At 65.6% G+C, this 13,208-nt stretch carries 15 protein-coding genes; 5 read left to right on the forward strand and 10 right to left on the reverse strand.

Features of this window, described 5'->3' with window-relative positions; all coding sequences use genetic code 11:
• Positions 1-224 precede the first annotated feature (224 nt).
• Positions 225-761 (forward strand): GNAT family N-acetyltransferase, encoded by a 537-nt coding sequence (locus tag U1738_RS16585; RefSeq protein WP_332790166.1) that lies wholly within the window; start codon positions 225-227, stop codon positions 759-761.
• Between the two features lie 5 nt (positions 762-766).
• Here U1738_RS16585 and U1738_RS16590 read toward each other — a convergent pair whose 3' ends face one another.
• Together U1738_RS16590 and U1738_RS16595 are read right to left on the reverse strand one after the other, a co-directional pair.
• On the reverse strand, positions 767-1,237 hold the full coding sequence (locus tag U1738_RS16590; protein ID WP_332790167.1) for a Fur family transcriptional regulator: 471 nt from the start codon (positions 1,235-1,237) through the stop codon (positions 767-769).
• A gap of 47 nt (positions 1,238-1,284) precedes the next feature.
• A complete protein-coding gene (locus U1738_RS16595) occupies positions 1,285-1,674 on the reverse strand; it encodes a MerC domain-containing protein (protein WP_332790168.1) in 390 nt (129 codons plus the stop codon).
• Between the two features lie 235 nt (positions 1,675-1,909).
• Here U1738_RS16595 and U1738_RS16600 point away from each other — a divergent pair, with 235 nt between their 5' ends.
• The 3 genes from U1738_RS16600 to rpsI all read left to right on the forward strand — a co-directional run bounded on the left by U1738_RS16600 (position 1,910) and on the right by rpsI (position 4,123).
• Positions 1,910-2,947 (forward strand): COX15/CtaA family protein, encoded by a 1,038-nt coding sequence (locus U1738_RS16600; RefSeq protein ID WP_332790169.1) that lies wholly within the window; start codon positions 1,910-1,912, stop codon positions 2,945-2,947.
• Positions 2,948-3,083: 136 nt separating this feature from the next.
• Entirely contained in the window at positions 3,084-3,563 is a 480-nt protein-coding gene (rplM, locus tag U1738_RS16605; RefSeq protein ID WP_055780894.1) for a 50S ribosomal protein L13, read from the forward strand.
• Positions 3,563-4,123 carry a 30S ribosomal protein S9 gene (gene rpsI / locus U1738_RS16610; protein ID WP_332790170.1) on the forward strand — a complete coding sequence of 187 codons (561 nt, stop codon included), beginning with the start codon at positions 3,563-3,565 and terminating at the stop codon, positions 4,121-4,123. Before rplM ends, rpsI begins: the two co-directional genes overlap by 1 nt.
• A gap of 81 nt (positions 4,124-4,204) precedes the next feature.
• Here rpsI and U1738_RS16615 read toward each other — a convergent pair whose 3' ends face one another.
• Positions 4,205-4,654, reverse strand: coding sequence for a DUF2147 domain-containing protein (locus U1738_RS16615; protein ID WP_332790351.1), 450 nt, complete (start codon positions 4,652-4,654; stop codon positions 4,205-4,207).
• A 5-nt stretch (positions 4,655-4,659) separates the two neighbouring features.
• Positions 4,660-5,844: a cytochrome P450 gene (locus U1738_RS16620; RefSeq protein ID WP_332790171.1), complete on the reverse strand. Its 1,185-nt coding sequence runs from the start codon at positions 5,842-5,844 to the stop codon at positions 4,660-4,662.
• A gap of 35 nt (positions 5,845-5,879) precedes the next feature.
• Between U1738_RS16620 and U1738_RS16625 the strand changes: the two genes are divergently transcribed.
• Entirely contained in the window at positions 5,880-6,455 is a 576-nt protein-coding gene (locus U1738_RS16625; RefSeq protein WP_332790172.1) for a TetR/AcrR family transcriptional regulator, read from the forward strand.
• Positions 6,456-6,461: 6 nt separating this feature from the next.
• Here the strand turns inward: U1738_RS16625 and U1738_RS16630 are convergent, their stop codons facing one another.
• The 6 genes from U1738_RS16630 to U1738_RS16655 are packed head-to-tail and all read right to left on the reverse strand — an operon-like array spanning position 6,462 to position 13,090.
• Positions 6,462-7,739, reverse strand: coding sequence for a dipeptidase (locus U1738_RS16630; RefSeq protein ID WP_332790173.1), 1,278 nt, complete (start codon positions 7,737-7,739; stop codon positions 6,462-6,464).
• Between the two features lie 29 nt (positions 7,740-7,768).
• Positions 7,769-8,539 carry a metallophosphoesterase family protein gene (locus U1738_RS16635; protein ID WP_332790174.1) on the reverse strand — a complete coding sequence of 257 codons (771 nt, stop codon included), beginning with the start codon at positions 8,537-8,539 and terminating at the stop codon, positions 7,769-7,771.
• A gap of 57 nt (positions 8,540-8,596) precedes the next feature.
• Positions 8,597-9,151, reverse strand: coding sequence for a DUF922 domain-containing protein (locus tag U1738_RS16640; RefSeq protein ID WP_332790175.1), 555 nt, complete (start codon positions 9,149-9,151; stop codon positions 8,597-8,599).
• Positions 9,148-9,831: a Fe2+-dependent dioxygenase gene (locus tag U1738_RS16645; protein ID WP_332790176.1), complete on the reverse strand. Its 684-nt coding sequence runs from the start codon at positions 9,829-9,831 to the stop codon at positions 9,148-9,150. Before U1738_RS16645 ends, U1738_RS16640 begins: the two co-directional genes overlap by 4 nt.
• Complete coding sequence (locus tag U1738_RS16650) at positions 9,828-10,562, reverse strand: tetratricopeptide repeat protein (protein WP_332790177.1); 735 nt, start codon at positions 10,560-10,562, stop codon at positions 9,828-9,830. Before U1738_RS16650 ends, U1738_RS16645 begins: the two co-directional genes overlap by 4 nt.
• 8 nt (positions 10,563-10,570) lie before the next feature.
• Positions 10,571-13,090 carry a TonB-dependent receptor gene (locus tag U1738_RS16655; protein WP_332790178.1) on the reverse strand — a complete coding sequence of 840 codons (2,520 nt, stop codon included), beginning with the start codon at positions 13,088-13,090 and terminating at the stop codon, positions 10,571-10,573.
• Positions 13,091-13,208: the final 118 nt, after the last annotated feature.

Raw genomic sequence — 13,208 nt, forward strand, 5'->3', positions numbered from 1 at the left:
ATCGTCTCGACCCGCAACTCGTCCGCCAACTGGCGTAACTGGCCAATTTCGAGGCGGCGAAGATCGGCGGGCATCGATACGGTATCGAGAAGCGGCGTGGGGCTGACGTCAGACATCAATCCCGTCTAGACCACACCAAATGGCGTGTCGATTGCCCTGCATCAACTGGCACCGAAGCGCACCCATTCTTGACGTATCCTGCACCAGTCGTGGACAGATCAGCCATGAGCTTCACACACCGTATTGCCGCGTCCGCCGACATCCCCGCCATCGCTGCGTTGATGGCGCGCGCGATCGAGTCGCTACAGACGTCGTTTCTCACCCCGGAACAGGTCGCAGCAAGCCGGCTCAGCATGGGGCTCGACACACAGCTCGTAACCGACGGCACGTATTTTCTGGTCGAGCAGGACGGCGCCCTGGCCGGATGCGGTGGATGGAGTCGCCGCGCGACGCTCTATGGCGGCAACCATAGCGCTGCACTGCGCGACGATCGCCTGCTCGACCCCGCCACCGAACCGGCACGTATCCGGGCGATGTATACCGATCCGGCCTTCACCCGGCGCGGTGTTGGCCGTTTGATCCTGTCCCTGGCCGAAGGCGCGGCGCGTGCAGCTAGGTTCCGGCGGGCGGAGATGATGGCGACGCTGGCCGGCGAACCCCTGTACCTGGCCTGCGGCTACACCCCGATCGAACGGGTGATGAAGATGGCTGCGGACGGACCGGCGGTGCCCGGCGTGCGCATGGGCAAGGCGCTGGTCTAACTCCTCTAACCCGGCGCGTCGCACTCCGCGCAGGTGCCGCGCACTTCGATCACCGGACGGATCGGTGAAAAGCCGGTCGCTTCGGCCGCGGATCGCACGCCACGCGTGATGACGTCGTCGTCCAGATGCACCGTGTTGCCGCACGAATCGCACACCAGGAAGATGCAGTCGTGCAGGCAATCCGGATGCGCGTTGGCGACATAGGCGTTGGCGCTCTCCACCTTGCGGGCGAGGTTCGAGGCCACGAACAAATCGAGGATGCGGTACACGCTGTTGGCGGCGACGCGGCGCCCCTCCGCTTTCGACACCGCCTCGGCGATGTCATAGGCCGAGGCGGGCTTGTCGAACGCGGCCAGCGCCTTGAAGATCTGTGCGCGCATCGCGGTCCATTGCTCACCGGATTTCTCCAGCGTCGCCTGTGCTGCGGTGGCCAGATCCTGGCCCTGCGGTTCGTGATGGTGATGATGCGCGGCCATGACGGGAACGTAAGCCTTCGGATCGCGTGCGGCAAGTTGCCAGAGGGTCAGTTCACCGCGCGACGGTTGAGATCATGGCCCAGAGCGAGCAGGCCGACACCGACCAAAGTCCAGATCGTCTCATTGCCCGAACTGTCATGCGGCAGGCTCATCGCACCGGCCATGATGCCCAGGCCCAGCGCGCCGACCGCCGCCGGCATCATATAACCGTGCTGCACGATCCCGCGGCCGAGCGCGAGAATGCCGAACCCGATCGCGATCGTCAGCCCAACCTCGTGGACCAGAGGATTGAGCAGCCCACCCGCCGTGGACAGCAAGGCGAGCAACACAGCACTGGTTAGGCAATGCACCATGCACAGCCCGGACAGCCCGATCGCCAGGCGATCGGCATGCGACTCGATCCACTCGAGATAACGGGGGTGTGCATGGGACGACATCGTGCGGCGGATATGGCACGGGATTGCGCAAGTTACAATATATCATGCGACGGATTTTATCCGTGCGCACCACATGTCCGTTAGAAGGGTTTCAACCACCGAAGTTCACACAAAGTCACGCGAAACGCCCGTTGCGATCGCGTCGCGCAACCCTCCAACGCCGTTCCAACATTTCAAGCGCCAAATGCCGATCGACGATCATAGACGGGTTCACCACGCTCAAGTATGCGGCGTCATGCTTAAGGCTTCCACCGACTCCTCCGCCCGCCCGCGCGCACTCTCCAACTGGCTGTTCATCGTCGCGGCACTGATCGTGCTGATCGTCGTCGTCGGCGGGATCACTCGGCTGACCGAATCCGGCCTGTCGATCACCGACTGGAAACCGATCACCGGCATCGTGCCGCCGCTCACCGATGCGCAGTGGCAGGCCGAATTCGCCAATTACCGCAAGATCCCGCAATATACCCAGCTGAATGCCGGGATGGAGCTGGCCGGGTTCAAGGCGATCTTCTTCTGGGAATATCTCCACCGCTTCCTCGGGCGGTTCATCGGCATGGCTTTCCTGTTGCCGCTGATCTGGTTCGCGGTGCGGCGACAGATCCCGCGCGGTTATGCCTTGCGATTGGTGGCCCTGTTTTCGCTGATCCTGCTGCAAGGGACGCTCGGCTGGCTGATGGTCCGTTCAGGACTGACCGATCGCACAGCGGTCGCGCCCGGCTGGCTCGCCACGCATCTGTTGACCGCTTTGTTCACGCTGGCCGGGATGGTGTGGACCGCGCTCGACCTGCGCGCGCTGGCGCGGCGGCGGGAGGTGCGGACGACGCGGCTGACGGCGCTCACCGTCACGGTCGGTATCGTGCTGTTCGTGCAGATCCTCTACGGCGCGCTGATGGCCGGATTGCGGGCCGGGCTGGTGGCGCACGATTGGCCGCTGATGAACGGCGCGATCTTTCCCGGTGCCAACAACAGCGGCGAATCGATCGTGACGATGCTGTTCGGCGATCCCGCGATCGTCCATTTCATCCATCGCTGGTGGGCGTGGGTCGCCTTCGCCGCCCTCGTCGTTCTGGCCCGCACGGTGAAGCGGGCGGGACAGCGCCAGGCGGCGATCGCCATCCATGCCGCACTCGGCGTGCAGATCCTGCTCGGTATCGCTACCGTGATGAGCGACGTGAACATCACGCTGGCCGCGTTGCACCAGCTGGTCGGCGCGCTGCTGCTGGTGGCTGCGGTGTGGGGCGCACATGCAATCGGGCAGCTGCGCCGCGCCTGATCGCAACACATGGTATCATAATACCCGTCAGGAAACCGGCGCAAAGCTTGACTTCACGGCCCTCCCCCATCATTAGGCCTGCATTCGCGCTGTTCGGAAACGGGCGGCGCGTTCTGTTTAACCTGGAAGGTCTGCCATGAAGGCGCTGATGAAGACCACCAAGTCGGTCAAGCCGTACGAGGTGGAGAAGAAATGGCATATTATCGATGCCGATGGTCTGGTAGTCGGCCGCATGGCGTCGATCGTCGCCAACGTCCTGCGCGGCAAGCACAAGCCGAGCTTCACCCCGCACGTCGATTGCGGTGACAATGTCATCATCATCAACGCCGACAAGGTGAAGTTCACGGGCAACAAGCTCAAGGACAAGATCTATTACCGCCACACCGGCTATGCCGGCGGCATCAAGGGCGTTCCGGCCGGCAAGATCCTCGAGGGTCGCTTCCCGGAGCGGATCATCGAAAAGGCGATCGAGCGCATGATCCCGCGCGGTCCGCTCGGCCGTGAGCAGATGCGCAACCTGCGCGTCTTCGCCGGCAGCGAACATCCCCATGCCGCTCAGGACCCGCAGGTCCTCGACATCGGCAGCATGAACCGCAAGAACAAGGTGGGCGCATAATGACCGACAACCGCCAGTCGCTTTCCGATCTCGCCGGCCTGACCGGCCAGGCTCCGGCCACCTCGAACAACGGCCAGGGCAGCACGCCCGTCCTCGCCGGTGACGAATACGCACCCGCCGCTCCGGTGATCGAGCGCGAGCCGATGCCGCTGCGCGAGCAGATCATCGACAAGCAGGGCCGCGCCTATGCTACCGGTCGCCGCAAGGATGCGGTCGCCCGCGTGTGGATCAAGCCCGGCACCGGCAAGATCACGATCAACGGCCGCGACCAGGAAGTGTATTTCGCACGTCCGACGCTGCGTCTCGTGATCAACCAGGTGTTCGGTGTGACCGAGCGCGAAGGTGCCTACGACGTCAACTGCACCGTCAAGGGCGGTGGTCTTTCGGGCCAGGCCGGCGCGGTCAAGCACGGCATCAGCCAGGCGATCACCAAGTACGAGCCGATCCTGCGCGCTCCGGTGAAGGCAGCAGGCTTCCTGACCCGCGACAGCCGCACGGTCGAGCGTAAGAAGTACGGCAAGGCGAAGGCGCGCAAGAGCTTCCAGTTCTCGAAGCGCTAAGCTTTTTCGGTTCACCCAGTCGCGAAGGGGCGGTCCAGAAATGGGCCGCCCTTTTTCGTTATCGCTGTCGATCGTCCCGCATCAATCGCTGCGATCGCTGCGATCTCGCCGCCAGGTCTGCGAGCGGCAGAGCATGAGCACGCAGCCGCGTACGTCCAGCGTGCGGCCGTCCGCCGTCGCGATGAACGAACGATAGGTCCGGCCGCTGCGCGGATCATAGACCTGCCCGCGCCAGCGTGCGCCATCCGCCACGAAACCGCTGAGGATGACCACGCTGTCGGCGCGACGATGGCGCAGGCGCGGATCGGGGTTGTTGACGTCGGTTTCCGGGGCACCGGGATCGCGGCGGAGGATCCGCGCGATACGCCCGCACAAGCCGCCCCCACACGGGCCGATCGCGATTATCGCCGTATTATCCTGCGTGATCCAGCGTCCGACCGGCGACGGCGCGGCCGGCACCGCCATCGCCGTGCCTGCGCCCATGATCGTGACCGCCGCCGCTACGCCTGCGCGCGCCAGTCGATCGCGCATCGCGGTCAAGACGTCGCACCGCACGTCAGGGTCGCGCCGCGCAATTCGTAACCGGCGATCAGCGCGTTCCAGCCGATATCGGGTGCCCGCACCAGCCGCAGGTTCGGCACGCGCAACAGCCGGTCGAGGAAGATCGCGCTTTCCTGCAACGCGACCTGCGCGCCCGGGCAACGATGCTCGCCATCGCCGAACGCCATGCCCGCGCCGCCAGCTTTGCCGATGATCGCACGATCGGGGTCGATCGCATGGGGGCAGCGCCCGACGACGGCCTCGTCCGCATTGCTCGCGCGGACGTCGATCCCGATCACATCGCCCTTCCCGCCGCCGGCCTCGTCGCCACCGACGCGCCGGTACAGCATGCCGACGACCGGCTCGAGCCGCAGGATCTCCTCAAGCAGCGCGATCTGGCCTGGTTCATCGGCATCGAGAAAGCGCTGCCGCAGATCGTCGCGCTCCAGCAGATGCCAGCCGGCCATGGTAATGAATTCGCGCGTGGTGATCATGCCCGCGGCGCCGTAGGTCAGGCATTCGGTCAGGATCTGGCGGTCGTTATAGCCCTCCGCGAGCAGATGCGAGATGACGTCCTCACGCGGCGCGCGGCGGCGGGCGCGGATCGCCGGCTTCACGTCGCGGTAGAAGAAGTTCATCGCCCGGGCCTGACCGCGCAGATAGCCCAGCAACCGGTCGCGCCAAGTCGCCTGCTCCTGCATGCCGCTCGCCAGCACCTCAAGTCGCGTCGCCATGCCGGCGGGGTCGCTGTTGGTCAGCCCGACGATTTCCGCCGCCACCGTCACCGCCAGTTCCAGCGACAGCGTATCGAGATCGGCGCGTTCTTCGCGCACCAGCCGGTCCACCAGCAGGCCGGTGGTCTGCTCCATCAGCACGCGATAGTCCGCCGTGACGACGCGCGGCGCGAAGAACCGCGCGGTGGCGCTGCGCTGCCGGCGATGCGCGGCACCGCTGAGATACAGGACCGGCGCCCGCATCGTGCCGAAGCGGGTGACGAGATCGGCCAGGAACCCCGCCTGCCGCGCCGAAGGATCACGCAGGACGCGGCGCGCCGCCGCGAAATCCGCCCCGATCATGCGCGCCTGCACCATGCCGCCGCGCATCGCGATCCCCGCCGATTTGCGGTCGTCGGTATCGGCAAGGTGTGGGCAGGATTGGACCGATCGCTGTGGTTGCGCCATGATAGCCTCCAGTTATGATATACAGTGGATCATAAATGCGCATTGCGGCGAAAAGTTCAAGGGAAGATGCGCGGATCGGCAAAACGCGAGAGGCGCTGCAAACCGCGCTGATCAGCCTGATCGGGACCGAGCCGTTCGAGACGCTGACCGTGACGGCGATCACGCAGCGCGCGAATATCGGCTATGCGACGTTCTTCCGGCACTATCCGGACACGCAGGCGCTGTTGGCGGAGATTGCGGACGGGTTGATGGACGAGGTGATCGTGGCGATCGCGCCCAGGGTGCTGGCGCAGGACAGCCGGGGCATGGCGCAGGTGCTGACGGAGTTCGTCGCCACCCGCCGGCCGTTATGTCATGCGCTGCTGATCGGTGCGGGCGACGCGATGCGGCGAGAGATCACCGCCCGCGCGCTGGCGGCGGCTCGGATGACCGAGACGGCGATGCCCGCCGGGCTGCCGCGCGATCTGGCGCTGATCCACGGCGTCGGCGCGACGCTGACGATCCTGGCGTGGTGGCTCGGCCAAGAGGAGGTCGAACCCGGGGCCGAACCCGATATGGTGGCGATATTGGAACGTCTGGTGTTCGAACCGCTCAGCCAGACGGTGCGCTGAGCGGCCTTACTTGCCGTCCAGCCCGGCCACCGTGCCCGTCGCCGGCGGTTCGCCCTTCATCGCCGTTGCGACTCGCTCCGCGCCTTCCATCACGCGCAGCACGTTGCCGCCGGCCAGCTTGGCGAGATCCGCGTCGCTCCAGCCGCGCCGGACCAGTTCGGCGAACAGGGCGGGATAGGTCTCGACCCCGCTCAGGCCCTGCGGCACTTCGGGCACGCCGTCATAATCCGATCCGATCCCGACATTGTCGTGCCCAGCGACCTTGGCGACATGATCGATGTGATCGGCGACCTGCGCCAGGGTGACGACCGGCTTGGGATGCGCCTTCTCCCACTCGGCCAGCGCGGCCTTGGCGCGATCGGGCTGGCCGATATAGAGACCACCGAAGGGCGGCGCGTTGTAGCTGGCGATCTCGCCGTTGCGCGCGGCCTCCCAGCGGCGGCGCGCATCGGACACGTAGCTCGGCGCGTAATCGACCATCACCACGCCCTTGTTCACCGCGACCAGCTTCAGCACGGCGTCCGACACGTTGCGCGGATGATCGTTCACAGCGCGTGCGCCGGAATGCGAGAAGATCACCGGTGCCTTGGTCACGCGCAGCGCGTCGAGCATCGTGCCCTCGCTGACATGGCTGAGATCGACCAGCATGCCGAGCCGGTTGAGTTCGCGCACCACCGCCTCGCCGAACTTGGTCAGGCCGCCATGTTGCGGATCGTCGGTCGCCGAATCCGCCCAGGAGATCGTGCGCGAATGGGTCAGCGTCAGGTACGACGCGCCGAGCCGGCGATAGGCGCGCAGCACGTCGAACCGCCCGTCGATCTGCCCCCCGCCCTCGACGCCGAGCATCGAGGCGATCCTGCCCTGCGCCTGGATACGCCGCACGTCAGCCGCCGTCGTCGCCGCCTCGAACACATTCGGGTAACGGCGGAAGATATCGTGCATCAGCCCGATCTGCTCGATCGTCTGTTCGACCTGTTCCGGCCCCGGCAATTTGGCATCGACCCAGACCGACCAGAATTGCCCACCGACATGCCCGGCGCGCAGCCGCGCGATATCGGTGTGGTATTTCGCCGGGTCCAGCTTAGTCAGGTCCATCGACCAGCGTGCATCGCCCGCCCGACCGACCAACGTCTCCGCCCAGTCGTTATGCCCGTCGATCACCGGACTGGCCTTCAGCACACGCTCGACGCGCGCCTTGATCGTGGCATCCCCCGCCTTCGAATTGTCTTCGGGCGCGGCGGCGAGGAGCAGCGGCGCGAGGGCGAGCAGGAGGGCTGGCTTCATGCGCTCCAGCATAGCCGCGTCGCAATCGCCTACAAGGCCTCGACATGCTCCTTGGGCAGGATCACGTCCGGCTCCGGACTGAACGTACGCAGCTTCACGTCGAAGCCTTCATCGGCGATGCGGATTTCGTTGAAACATGGCGGCATCGCGCGCGTGCGTTCGGACAGCGTGCCCGCGCCGATCATCCTGAGCGGACGCCCGCCGACCTCGTGCACGATGTCGAACGGATCGTGGACGTGACCGGTCAACACCGCCACCGCGCCGGCCCTGGCAAGCGCCTCGAACGCCTGTGCGCCACGCCGCGTGTCGGACGTCGCCTGCGTTTCCCCCTCGATCAGCGGATGATGGCAGGCGACGAATACCTGCGCCTCGGGCGGCGCGGCCGCGATCAGCGCCAGGGTCTTTCGCAACTGATAACCGGAGACATAGCCCTTGGACCAGTTGCGGAACTGGAACCGCACCGTCGTGACCAGCGGCACGATCGCGACGCCGGGCAGATCGAGCGGTCGTTCGATCATGCGCTCGATCTTGTGATACCGGTGATACGGTCGAAGGAAGCGGCGGAACAGGTTCCATAGCGGCAGATCGTGATTGCCCACCTCGACCGTCACCGGCACGTCGAGCCGTTGCAGCCAGGCCAGCCCCGCATCGAACTCGGCCGAGCGTGCGCGCATCGTGAGATCGCCAGTCATCACCACCGCATCGGGCCGTTCGGCCTTCACCAACGCCTCGAACCACGCCACCGCCGCGCGATCCTCGCGGCCGAAATGGACATCGCTGACGTGGAATAGGCGGATCATGCGAGGTCGAACGCGCGAAGCGGGGGAAAGTCCCGGTCGATATGCTGCGCCGTCAGGTCAAAATGCGGTGCCGTCACCGATGCCGTGGTTGGTGCGGCGATCATAATCCACATCGCGGGCGCTGATCCGCTTGACCGCTGCCAGCGCCGCAGCGTTCGCCGTGGCACATGTCGCGCCGGCGATTGCCGTCAGTATTTCCGCTCGTCCGGAATAACCGTTGCCCACATGCCATGACTCATGTCGCTCCAGCGTCGCGACATAGGCATCCCAGCTCGCCAGCACGTTGGCCGGCACGACCGTTCGATCGGCGAGACGCGGCATCCGCACTTTCGCACTAAACGACAAGGTCGCGCCGGTCAGATCGCATCCACGAGCCGTGCCCCGCCAGGACCAGCGCCAGAACCAGCTGCTCAGCGCATCGACCCGCTGTCCGTCGTTCGGATCGGTCGGCCGCACCTTGAGCATCGCCGCACGGATCGTGCCGAGCGTACGTCCGGGCAGGTCGTAATAATCGAAGGCGACATCGGGTGCACCGGCGAAGTCCGCATGCGTCTGCGCCACCGCCGGCATCGCGATCAGCGACGTGGCGAAAAAGAGGACGTAAAGCTTCACACGTCCGCCCAACGGCGCAGGAGATTGTGATACACGCCGGTCAACTGCACCACCGCCGCATCGCCCTGCCCCTGCGCCGCCGCGACCGATTGCACGGCGGAATCGAGATCGAACAGGATGCGTCGCGCGCCATCGTCGCGCACCATCGACTGAATCCAGAAGAAGCTGGCGGTACGCGTGCCTCGCGTCACCGGTTCGACGCGGTGCAGGCTGGAGGCGGGATAGAGCAGCATATGCCCGGCAGGCAGCTTGACCGATTGCACGCCGAACTGATCCTCAATCACCAGTTCGCCGCCGTCATAATCCTCCGGTGGTTCGAGGAAGAGCGTTGCTGACAGGTCGCTGCGGATGCGGAAGTCACTGCCGCGCCGGATGCGGATCGCATTGTCGACATGCATGCCGAACGCCTGCCCGCCGGCATAGCGATTGAACAAGGGCGGGAAGACCTTGAGCGGCAAGGCGGCGGCGACGAACAGCGGTGAGGCGGACAGCGCATCGAGCACCAGATTGCCCGCGCGCTTCGCCGCGTCCGAATCCTCCGGCAATTGCTCGTTGCGCTTGGCGAGCGCGCTTTGCGCACCGGAGGTGGCGTTACCATCGATCCAGTCGGCGGCATCGATCAGCGTGCGGATATCGGCGACGCCATCGGCATCCAGCACGTCCGGGATGGAAATCATCATCGCACACCGCCCCTGAGTGCCGCGACGCCGTCCGTGGCGAAGCGGGAGATTGGGGAGGCCGCGAGCCACGTCGCGGCCTTTTCGACGAAGGCCGGCGTCGCCGTCTCGCCGACGCGGCCGAGCCAGATCAGCGCATCGTCGATCCGCCCGGCTTCACCGAGCATCCGGGCGTGGTTGAACTGGCCGCGAAAGTCGCCGCCTTCCGCCGCCCGCGCATAGCAATCGGCGGCGACCGTCATGTCGCGCGCCACGACCCAGCCATCCTCGTGGAAGCTGCCGACGAAATTGATCGCTTTCGCATTCCCCAAATTCGCAGCTTTCCGGAGCCAGTCGAGTGCCGCCGCCTTGTCCTCGGCGACGCCGTCGCCGAGCGCCAGCAACGTCGCGTAATTGTACATCGCCCAATCCAGCCCCTGCCCCGCCGCGATGCGGTAGCATTCCGCCGCGCGGCGCTTGTCCGGCGCGGTGCCCCAGCCGAGATCGTAGCAGCGCCCGACCATGTTGAGCGCCATCACATGATGCTGCGCCGCCGCTTTGGTGAACCAGCCGAACGCGGCGCGCGGATCTGCGGCCACGCCCGCGCCGTCGAGCAGCATCTGGCCATAGACCGCCTGCGCTTCGGCCAGGCCGGCCTCCGCCCCCACACGCACCAACGCCGCCCGCTCCTCCGGGGAACCGGAGAGGCTGGCGGCGATGGCATCGGGACTGAGCGTATCGAGATCGATCGTCATCCGGTCCTTCAGAACTTCACGTTTACCGTGCCGAACACGGTACGGGCCGGCGCGATCGTCGCATAGTGGTTCGCATAGGCCTGCGAGAAATACACCTTGTTGGTCAGGTTCTGCGCATTGACGCTGAGCGAGACATTGTCGGTGACCCGATAGCTGGCCCGAGCATCGAAGCGCCAGTAGCTCGGGATTTCGCGGCTCAGCAGCTTGGTGGCGGCGTTGATCGTCACCACGCCCGCCGCATTCTGCGTCGCGCTGCGATTGTCGGAATAGCCGCCGAACTGCTTATCCATGTAGATCGCGGTGCCGCCGACCTGCAGGCGCGGCGTGACATCGACATTGCTCGTCAGCGTGAAGCTGTTCTTCGCGGTCTGCGGAGTCTGCTTGCCGTTGTTGACCGACGGTACGTACACGATCTGCGCGGCGCGATCGGTGATCACGACACCGCCCACCGTCCGCGTCAGTGCGGGTGCGGTCAACGCGCTGTTGCCGGCATCGATAATCTTCGGGTCGAGATGCGTGTAGCCGCCGAACACCGTCCAGCCGGGCAGGATCGTGCCGCTGACGTTCAGTTCCACGCCGCGAATGCGCGTGTTGCCGAGGAAGGCGACGGTATTGGCATCCACCTGCGTGCGGGCATTGGTGATGTCCGTCTGGAACACCGCCGCGCCCAGTTGCAAACGCTCGCCGAACAGGCTGGCCTTGGCCCCGACCTCATAGCTCTTGGTCTTCTGCACCTTCAGCTGATCGAGCAGGTTCTGCGTGGTCGTCGTGGTGGGCAGCGCATTGCCTTCCTGCCCTTCGCCGAGCAGCGCGTTGGGCGGCGTCGCGGCGGTAGCGTAGCTGGCGTAGAGGCTGGTGTCCTTGGTCGGCTTGAACACCGCACCCGCCTGCCAGTTGAACAGTTCGTCGACCCGCGACACGGGCGGCAAGCCGTTGGCGATCGGCACCGTCAGCTTCGACTGGAAGCGATCGTAGCGCGCGCCGAGGTTCACGATCAGCGCAGGCACGATCGTGATCGAATCGAACGCATAGACCGCGCGGGTGTTGGCATCGTTCTGCGTCTCGCCGGCGGTGCCGATCTTGGTGATCGGCGTCTGCACATTGGACGTATCGCTGACGTAATTGACCCAGGGATCGCTCGGATTGGGATTGAACAGATCGGTGCAATTGTAGCGCGACACGGTCGAGGTGTTGCAGCGCGGAGCCGCGGTCGCGCCGGTCGCCAGCACGAAGGTGCCGCGCCGCGTCTTTTCCCAGGCGAATTCGGTGCCGACCGAGAAGCTGTGCTCGATGCTGCCGGTGTTGACCTTGCCGAACAGATCGGTCTGGTTGATCAGGCTCTCGCTATAGCCGTAGCGCGTGTTGGCGCGGCGCCACACGTAGCCACCTGTGAGCAGATCGCCACGCGTCCCGGCTGCCCCGGTTGTTGGGTTGGTGGCCGCAGTGCCATAGACGTTGCCCTGCGTGTCGTCGGGCTGGGTGAAGATATAGGCCTGATAATTGTGGTTGTAGCGCGCGGTGTTGCGCAGCGTGACGCCACCGAAATCATGTTCGGCCCGCACCGTCACCTGATGCGTCCTCGTGTCGCGGAAATCGCGATCCGTGAGGCCGTAGAAGGTGTTGCGCGACACGGTGCCGGTGCGACCGCCGGCCGTGGTGATCTGGCCGATGGCCGGGCGCGACGCGATGTTGCCGGTGCCCGGCGCATTGCCGATCGAATAGAGATACGGAATGCCGCTGTCGGGCAGTTCGTGGCTTTCGAGATAATAATAGCCGACCGTCAGGCGGGTCGGCGTGCCGAGGCCGAGCGTGACCGAGGGTGCCACGCCCCAGCGGCGCGAATAGAGCGCATCGCGCCCGGCGACGTCCTGATCGTGCCACACGCCCGAGATGCGGAAGGCGGCCATATCGGAAAGCTTCAGGTTCAGATCGCCGGTGACGCGCTTGAAATCGGCCTCGCCGTAGCTGCCGCTGACCGAGCCGAACGTGCCGAGCTGAGGCTGCTTCGACAGGATGTTGATCGTGCCGCCGGCGCTGCCGCGCCCGCCCAGCGTCGAATCCGAACCGCGCACGACCTGCACGGATTCGATCGCGAAGACTTCGCGGCTCTGCGAACCGATGTCGCGGACGCTGTCGACATAGATGCTGCCCTGGCTGTCGAAACCTCGGATGAACGGACGGTCACCGATCGGGTTGCCGCCCTCCGCCGCGCCGAAGGTGATGCCGGGCACGGTGCGCAGCGCATCCTGCAGATTGACCGAACCTGTCTGTTCGATGATCTCCTTGGGCAGCAGGATCACCGAGCGCGGGGTGTTGACGATCGGCGCGACATCCTTGGCCTGGCGCTGTTCCTTCAGCCGCTGGCCGTTGACCAGGATTTCCTGATCCTTCGAATCGCCAGCGTCGGCGGAGGCATTGGTGTCGGCCGGCTCGTTCGCCCAGGCGGCGCTGCTGGCGAAGGCGCCGACGCACGACATGGCGAGGAACGCCGGCTTGATGAAGGACGGCCGGCGGTGGGAGGTATTCACGTCAGATCCCCTTTTTTGGTGTTGGGGGCCGGCTATTGCGAGTCACTCTCATTGTCAACGCTATTGAGAGTGAATCGCGCTTTTGCCGCGCATCGCGGCGGTGGCTACGACCGAGGGT

The organism is Parasphingomonas caseinilytica (assembly GCF_036663755.1).
Lineage (GTDB): Bacteria > Pseudomonadota > Alphaproteobacteria > Sphingomonadales > Sphingomonadaceae > Sphingomonas.

What these genes read in the sequence shown, in the direction of transcription:
- U1738_RS16585 (WP_332790166.1), top strand. Translation starts at nt 225, where the DNA reads ATGAGCTTCACACACCGTATTGCCGCGTCCGCCGACATCCCCGCCATC.
- U1738_RS16590 (WP_332790167.1), bottom strand. Translation starts at nt 1,237, where the DNA reads ATGGCCGCGCATCATCACCATCACGAACCGCAGGGCCAGGATCTGGCC.
- U1738_RS16595 (WP_332790168.1), bottom strand. Translation starts at nt 1,674, where the DNA reads ATGTCGTCCCATGCACACCCCCGTTATCTCGAGTGGATCGAGTCGCAT.
- U1738_RS16600 (WP_332790169.1), top strand. Translation starts at nt 1,910, where the DNA reads ATGCTTAAGGCTTCCACCGACTCCTCCGCCCGCCCGCGCGCACTCTCC.
- rplM (WP_055780894.1), top strand. Translation starts at nt 3,084, where the DNA reads ATGAAGGCGCTGATGAAGACCACCAAGTCGGTCAAGCCGTACGAGGTG.
- rpsI (WP_332790170.1), top strand. Translation starts at nt 3,563, where the DNA reads ATGACCGACAACCGCCAGTCGCTTTCCGATCTCGCCGGCCTGACCGGC.
- U1738_RS16615 (WP_332790351.1), bottom strand. Translation starts at nt 4,654, where the DNA reads ATGCGCGATCGACTGGCGCGCGCAGGCGTAGCGGCGGCGGTCACGATC.
- U1738_RS16620 (WP_332790171.1), bottom strand. Translation starts at nt 5,844, where the DNA reads ATGGCGCAACCACAGCGATCGGTCCAATCCTGCCCACACCTTGCCGAT.
- U1738_RS16625 (WP_332790172.1), top strand. Translation starts at nt 5,880, where the DNA reads ATGCGCATTGCGGCGAAAAGTTCAAGGGAAGATGCGCGGATCGGCAAA.
- U1738_RS16630 (WP_332790173.1), bottom strand. Translation starts at nt 7,739, where the DNA reads ATGAAGCCAGCCCTCCTGCTCGCCCTCGCGCCGCTGCTCCTCGCCGCC.
- U1738_RS16635 (WP_332790174.1), bottom strand. Translation starts at nt 8,539, where the DNA reads ATGATCCGCCTATTCCACGTCAGCGATGTCCATTTCGGCCGCGAGGAT.
- U1738_RS16645 (WP_332790176.1), bottom strand. Translation starts at nt 9,831, where the DNA reads ATGATGATTTCCATCCCGGACGTGCTGGATGCCGATGGCGTCGCCGAT.
- U1738_RS16650 (WP_332790177.1), bottom strand. Translation starts at nt 10,562, where the DNA reads ATGACGATCGATCTCGATACGCTCAGTCCCGATGCCATCGCCGCCAGC.